This window comes from Stenotrophomonas sp. STEN018, from assembly GCF_056760235.1.
Genome location: NZ_JBRREK010000105.1, coordinates 1 through 5,543 on the forward strand (window position 1 = coordinate 1; position 5,543 = coordinate 5,543).

Annotated in this window: 7 protein-coding genes; all 7 read right to left on the reverse strand. The window is 40.4% G+C overall.

Annotation, left to right across the window (positions count from 1 at the left end; genetic code table 11):
- On the reverse strand, positions 1-766 hold a 766-nt coding region (locus ACVOMB_RS20555; RefSeq protein ID WP_481532873.1), incomplete at its 3' end, for a replication initiation protein.
- A gap of 250 nt (positions 767-1,016) precedes the next feature.
- Complete coding sequence (locus tag ACVOMB_RS20560) at positions 1,017-1,307, reverse strand: hypothetical protein (RefSeq protein ID WP_324518496.1); 291 nt, start codon at positions 1,305-1,307, stop codon at positions 1,017-1,019.
- Positions 1,308-1,311: 4 nt separating this feature from the next.
- Positions 1,312-2,022: a hypothetical protein gene (locus ACVOMB_RS20565; protein ID WP_481532874.1), complete on the reverse strand. Its 711-nt coding sequence runs from the start codon at positions 2,020-2,022 to the stop codon at positions 1,312-1,314.
- A complete protein-coding gene (locus tag ACVOMB_RS20570; protein WP_324518488.1) occupies positions 2,019-2,528 on the reverse strand; it encodes a PAAR domain-containing protein in 510 nt (169 codons plus the stop codon). Before ACVOMB_RS20570 ends, ACVOMB_RS20565 begins: the two co-directional genes overlap by 4 nt.
- 106 nt (positions 2,529-2,634) lie before the next feature.
- Positions 2,635-4,536 carry a relaxase family protein gene (locus ACVOMB_RS20575; protein WP_324518490.1) on the reverse strand — a complete coding sequence of 634 codons (1,902 nt, stop codon included), beginning with the start codon at positions 4,534-4,536 and terminating at the stop codon, positions 2,635-2,637.
- Positions 4,533-4,979, reverse strand: a complete 447-nt coding sequence (locus ACVOMB_RS20580; protein ID WP_324518492.1) for a MobC family plasmid mobilization relaxosome protein — start codon at positions 4,977-4,979, stop codon at positions 4,533-4,535. The genes ACVOMB_RS20575 and ACVOMB_RS20580 overlap by 4 nt, the downstream gene beginning before the upstream one ends.
- Before the next feature lie 256 nt (positions 4,980-5,235).
- A partial coding sequence (locus ACVOMB_RS20585) for a terminase gpP N-terminus-related DNA-binding protein (RefSeq protein WP_481532875.1) occupies positions 5,236-5,543 on the reverse strand: 308 nt, incomplete at its 5' end.

Below are 5,543 nucleotides of genomic sequence, written 5' to 3' on the forward strand. Positions count from 1 at the left end.
CAGTCTGACGCTCGATAAATTTGGCGTGTGCTGCTGTATGGTTACGCCATACCCAACGAGCAATAGACTTAGCAGTTGCCTTTACCTCTGAATATGGCAATGGCTCTAAAAACGCACCATTTGCGTTTATAGCGACTTTTAGCACTTCCGCATACCAACTATCAGGCGAACCCGAAATAAACGCTCTAATCGCTTCATACGCCCAGAATCTAACGGTATCGAACATCATACAGTTACGCCCAAGCCCTGAAACTTCTTTTAAGTCGGTTTTTAGTTCCTGAAGCTCTACAAAATCGGCTAAATAATTTAGGTCGTATGGTTGAACGCCAAAGGTATGATTTTCCCATGTTCCGTGACATGGATTTTTAGTGATTAACCCCGTATAGCCACGATCTGCACCTAACGCCAAGCTATACGCCTGCTCAATCTTGGCAAGGTACTGTATGACATTCTGCTTTGCTCGATGCGTGGTACATACTGGAGCTAAAAGCATATAGCCAATATGTGCATGTCCATTCTGGCGATTTTTGGCTATCCACGTTGGGGTCGGTAAATTTGCGTCAGACCACGCAAAATAAGCGTCTTGGCGGTCTATATCGAACACCAACGAGCTAACAAGACAAGGGGGATTATGCTGAATGTATGGCTTCTGGATTGCGGTACGTTTTGGGCGAATAATCACCCCACGCCCTAAATCATCCGAGCAATACGGTTTTTTTGGGAGTTTTTCGTAAAAATCGTCTGAAAATTGCGTTTTATTGAGCATGAAACACATCCAAGTGTTGCATTGGCTCAAAACATCAGTAAAATACAAGTATCGAATTTGCGTTTGACTGATGCTTTAAGCATTTGTTTAACAAAGAGAAAAAAGCGAGCCTGCCAGCTTGCTTTTTTTTCGCCTGATGAAAATATTACACCTTTTTGAATTGCTGTCAAATGACTGATTTTCAAAACAAAATATTGCGACAAAATGTCGCAAATTTGTGATCTTCGGGTACAGCCGAGATAGGAATATCCTATCTCTGACCCCATTCAGGCTGTTCACGATCAAGCCATTTTTGATAACTAATACTGATATTAAAAACATTCATACCAACTGCAAGCACAATAGATAACAAGCTAATTGATATTACTTTTGTGCTTTTAAGTAGCAATGCTAATACAACAAGAACAACTGACGATGCTAAAAAAAACGTATCTATAGATATGGCATAGTGATTATTTCTTGTCATAAACGAGAGTATATAAAATAAAAATATACCAACTAGATTTAAAGTAGAAACCCAAAATAATATCTTTAATTTCATTTGATTACTTCTTCTTCTCGACTATTAGGGCAGGGATTTTCTCACCACCAATAATATTGCCAACATAGTTATTATTTCCTCTACTAAATGCCCACAGATAAATTTCTTTATCAGTTGGTGAGGTACGCTCGTAAACAGCTTCTTTTCTGGAAAAATAAGCCCAACCTTTTTGGCCATGAACTCTACATTTTTCCTGTCTAATCGCAAATACATCGGCAATTGACTGTACAGATGTACCTCTGAGACCAGTATTGCACCCATGTAAGACTAGATTTGCATTTGGAGACCATCTCAGCTTTTCCAGTTGTGATATTTCATCATAAGAAATGGTCCCATCTTCTGTAACTTCATTACGATCATTTCTAGTGCTCAAAAATTCTAAACCATCATTACCACCATCAGTCTTACTTGAATGGCTAAAAACATGCATTTCTTTTACTTTGGCTACATTTTTATTTAATTCAGCAAATATTGTTGTCCATATTTTTTTAAAGTCCTGTCCAGATGTGACTTGATATTCTTTAAATACGAAGTTATCACCACAGTTATTTAACTTGAGCTGTGAAAGACAATGCTTTGATGCCCTCTCAAATGCTCGATCATCATTTCTAGAAGATTTGTGATAATAAATACAAATTAAATATTCTTTTAAAGATACAGGCTGTCTATGTACTGACTCTTGCTTTGTATTTGTTCTACAACTACCTTGTGTCACTCTGGCTCTCCAATATAAATATCAATATCTTCAGCCTTTGCTGTATAAAATCTTTCTGTATATCCGTTTTCATCTGTTGTTCCTGAAGAAACAACAGCTCCAGTTTTAGAGTTTTTCAGATAGTAGGGCACATGTGCCAATGGCTCATTATCATCCCGATCTACAAGTTGCACACGCTCATCAAACTTTAAGGCATCCTTTAGATTACTCACTTGGTTTGAAGAACTGGCAGAACCTGAGCCACCACTACGAACAGCCAAATCAGATATTTTCATGTATTTGGCCCCACAAGTGGCAGTATCGCCAGCCACAATAGGGTTGCGACCATTCACTTGTATAAAGCCTCTTTGTGTCGCAAGTGCCTTAGAAACAACTTTGCACTTCGGGCAAAAATGCCCCATGCCTTCTAGATGAACTCCTTTACCATCAACCAACCAAGAATCATCACCCTCTATAATTTTACCACCATGGTTAGTAAAACAACCTTTTGTAATGAATGCTTGCATCTTGTTATCCCTCCTTTAATTATTTATCGGACAACATAAACCACTTATGCTTGTCTAGCAAAGATCGGGTACAGCATTACAAGGGCAATGCTCCGCAAAAAAAGTATTAAAATCTAGGTGAATAACTCTTGTCATTTTTACGTTGTTGCTCCAGTTGCAACTCTCTACGTCTGTCCAGCTCATCTAAAGCCTTGAAGATATTTGTTTGATCAAACCCTCGAATTTTTCGTGATACTGTTGCACTGAGTCTAGTTTCCTTTGAAGCTGTTGGGTCAATGGTGCTGTCTGCTTCTCGATTTCTGTATAGATCATCGTTGGCAATAGTTCGTTGATCTCGTTCTTTAGATTTAACCCAGTCACTAATTGCTCTAAATGGCTCTGTAATCGCTGTTTTAAGCTGCTCTCCAAGTTTTGTAATAAAGTCTCTGATAGCTTCGGATTCTGTAGCTGTCTGATATGATTTTTCATCTCTTTTTCTTTCTCGGTCAGCGTGTTGAAGTGAGTTATCAATTTGTTGCAGTAGCTCTCTAGTTCGCTTATCGTTTTGCTCTGCGTTTGAATGAGCTGTAATGCTTGCTCTTGCTGCTTCTGTTGCTCTTTGAGCTGCTGCTGTTGCTGCTCGATAATCTGCAATAACTGTGCTTCGAGATTCATTTAATTGGTTTCCTGCACTATTCGCATATTGTTGCTGTACTGCTGCGCTTTCGGGTCGATCTGGACGCACCAGTCCCATTTTTTCTCTGTTCCACACTTCTGAATATTCAGGCTCGCCCCTTGGCTTTTTAGCCACTGGACTTTGTTCTCCATCTCTGTGATGTCGCTGTACTTGCTCTTGCTGACGTATCCCAGACAAATACTGCTGATAAGCGTTATACATGCCAGTGAAATCAAGACTATATTCGATGTAATAAGGGTTTTCTTTAATTTGGCTGCTTTGGCTGTTTCTTGGCTCAAGCCGTTCAACTGCTGCAAGTTCGCTTGTAGCTGTTTGATCTGCTGTTGTTGTTCTTGCAATAGGGCTGTCATGCCTTGTTGCTGCTGCTTCTTGGTTTGAGCTGTAGTCTGGTCGATCTGCTGCAATATCTCGTTCGTTGCTTCGCTCTGTTTCTGCTGTATATCCGTTTTGGTGCTGTCGATACTGCTGCTCAAGCTCTGTGCTTCGCTTTGCACTGTATTCCGCATATCTTTGAATATCTGACTGATTTCGCTGTTCAGCTTCTCGTCTATATCGTTCTGATGCTGCGATAGTAAGTTGTTGGCTCGTTTCTGTAAGTCTAAAATCTTGCTCATAGATTGCACCTGTAAGCCTTATCGGGCGGGCTTTTTCGTCATCATTCGGATTTTTAATGGATAGGCTTTTCTTGGTTTCTCTGGTGACTTCAAGACCAAGATCCAATAGCCATTTTTTCATGCTCTGCCGATCTGTAATTAGTCCACTTTCAACGGCTCTCGTTGCTTCAATATCAAGCGTTTCCTTGATTTCATTAACAGTTTTAGGCAGGTTTTTTGCCGTTGTAACGGCTTGGCGATAGAGAGGGTCATCTGCATCATGCAGTTGATATTCATAGTTTGTAATCTTCTTAAACAGATCAATACGAGAACGATCAGCTTTATCATAATAAGGCTGTAAACGTTGTCCTGTAAGGATTTCAACATTAGGGATTAGGAAGTTAAGCTCTAATCTTCGCTCCCCTGTCTCTTCGTTTAATTTGTCTTGATGCTCAATCCACAAGACACGGTACTGGCTCTGATCCATGCCAGGAAATAAGGCTTGCTCAAAATCCTGCATGATTTTTTGTTTATCCTGGTCAGATAAATCATGCTCATAAAAACTTAGGCATCCGGATGTATATTTTTTTGCATAAGGTGACGTATCAATTAATCCTGATACTTCGGAAACATCGCCCTGTAGGACTTTTGCATAATCTCGATCACGGTCTTTACCAAGTAAATAATCCAGTGGACCTTTGCTCAAACCATTGCCGTATCTAAAGAACTGAACAATCATTTTTTCAATTCCTTTAAAGTCTGATCAATCCCTATTAACAGGTGCAAAAGCCTTGCAGCATCAAGGGGACGACTGCTTGCAATATCGGTATTTATTGCCTTTGCAATCTGATTGATGTTGCCCCCAATTCGGGATAGCTCAAGCAAAAAGTCACGGTCTATTTTTGTGTAGTGGTTTTCCTGATTCTTTTTTTTGGCGTTGCCTTGGGTTGCATCAATTTGGGCAAGCGAAGTATCCCTTAGATATTTGGCAATATTTAGGATATTGGCATCTTTAATTTTCTGTACCTCTGCATCAGAAAATCGGACTTTGTAAACCTTATTACGTTTGATCGCTGTCATGCTTTTGCCTTTGCTTTTGGGGGTTTCGGGGGCTTGCCCCTGAACAAGGTCATGGAACACATCTGCGTAGCAGAGGGGTCTCCATGTATCCTTGCGTTCCATTACAATATCAGACCCCTAGACGTAATTCAATTAAGCAGGTCATGGCAAGGCTATGGACAATCGCAAGCGACCGTAAAACCTGATCGGTGCCTAAACACTATGCACAACTCCGCATAACGATAAAGCCGTTATACGTTGAGTTGCACACAGGTTTAGATCACAGGGTTTTCCTTTGCCCACAGCCGTTGCACATTCCCTTAAATAATAATTTTTAAAAATTAAATGGGAAGGAAGCACCCGGGGGCTGATATCTGATTTAGGCTTGCACTTTTACACTTTTTAAATACGCATAAACACTAGGTCGAGATATTCCTAGTTGATTGGCTATTTTCGTCACACTAAGCCCCATAATATGCAGTTTTAAGGCTTCCTGACGTATATCGCTGTACTGTGCTGATCTAGCCTTACCGCCATGACTGGAATCACTGCTTAAACCACCTTTACGCCCTTTAGCAGTCTGACGCTCGATAAATTTGGCGTGTGCTGCTGTATGGTTACGCCATACCCAACGAGCAATAGACTTAGCAGTTGCCTTTACCTCTGAATATGGCAATGGCTCTAAAA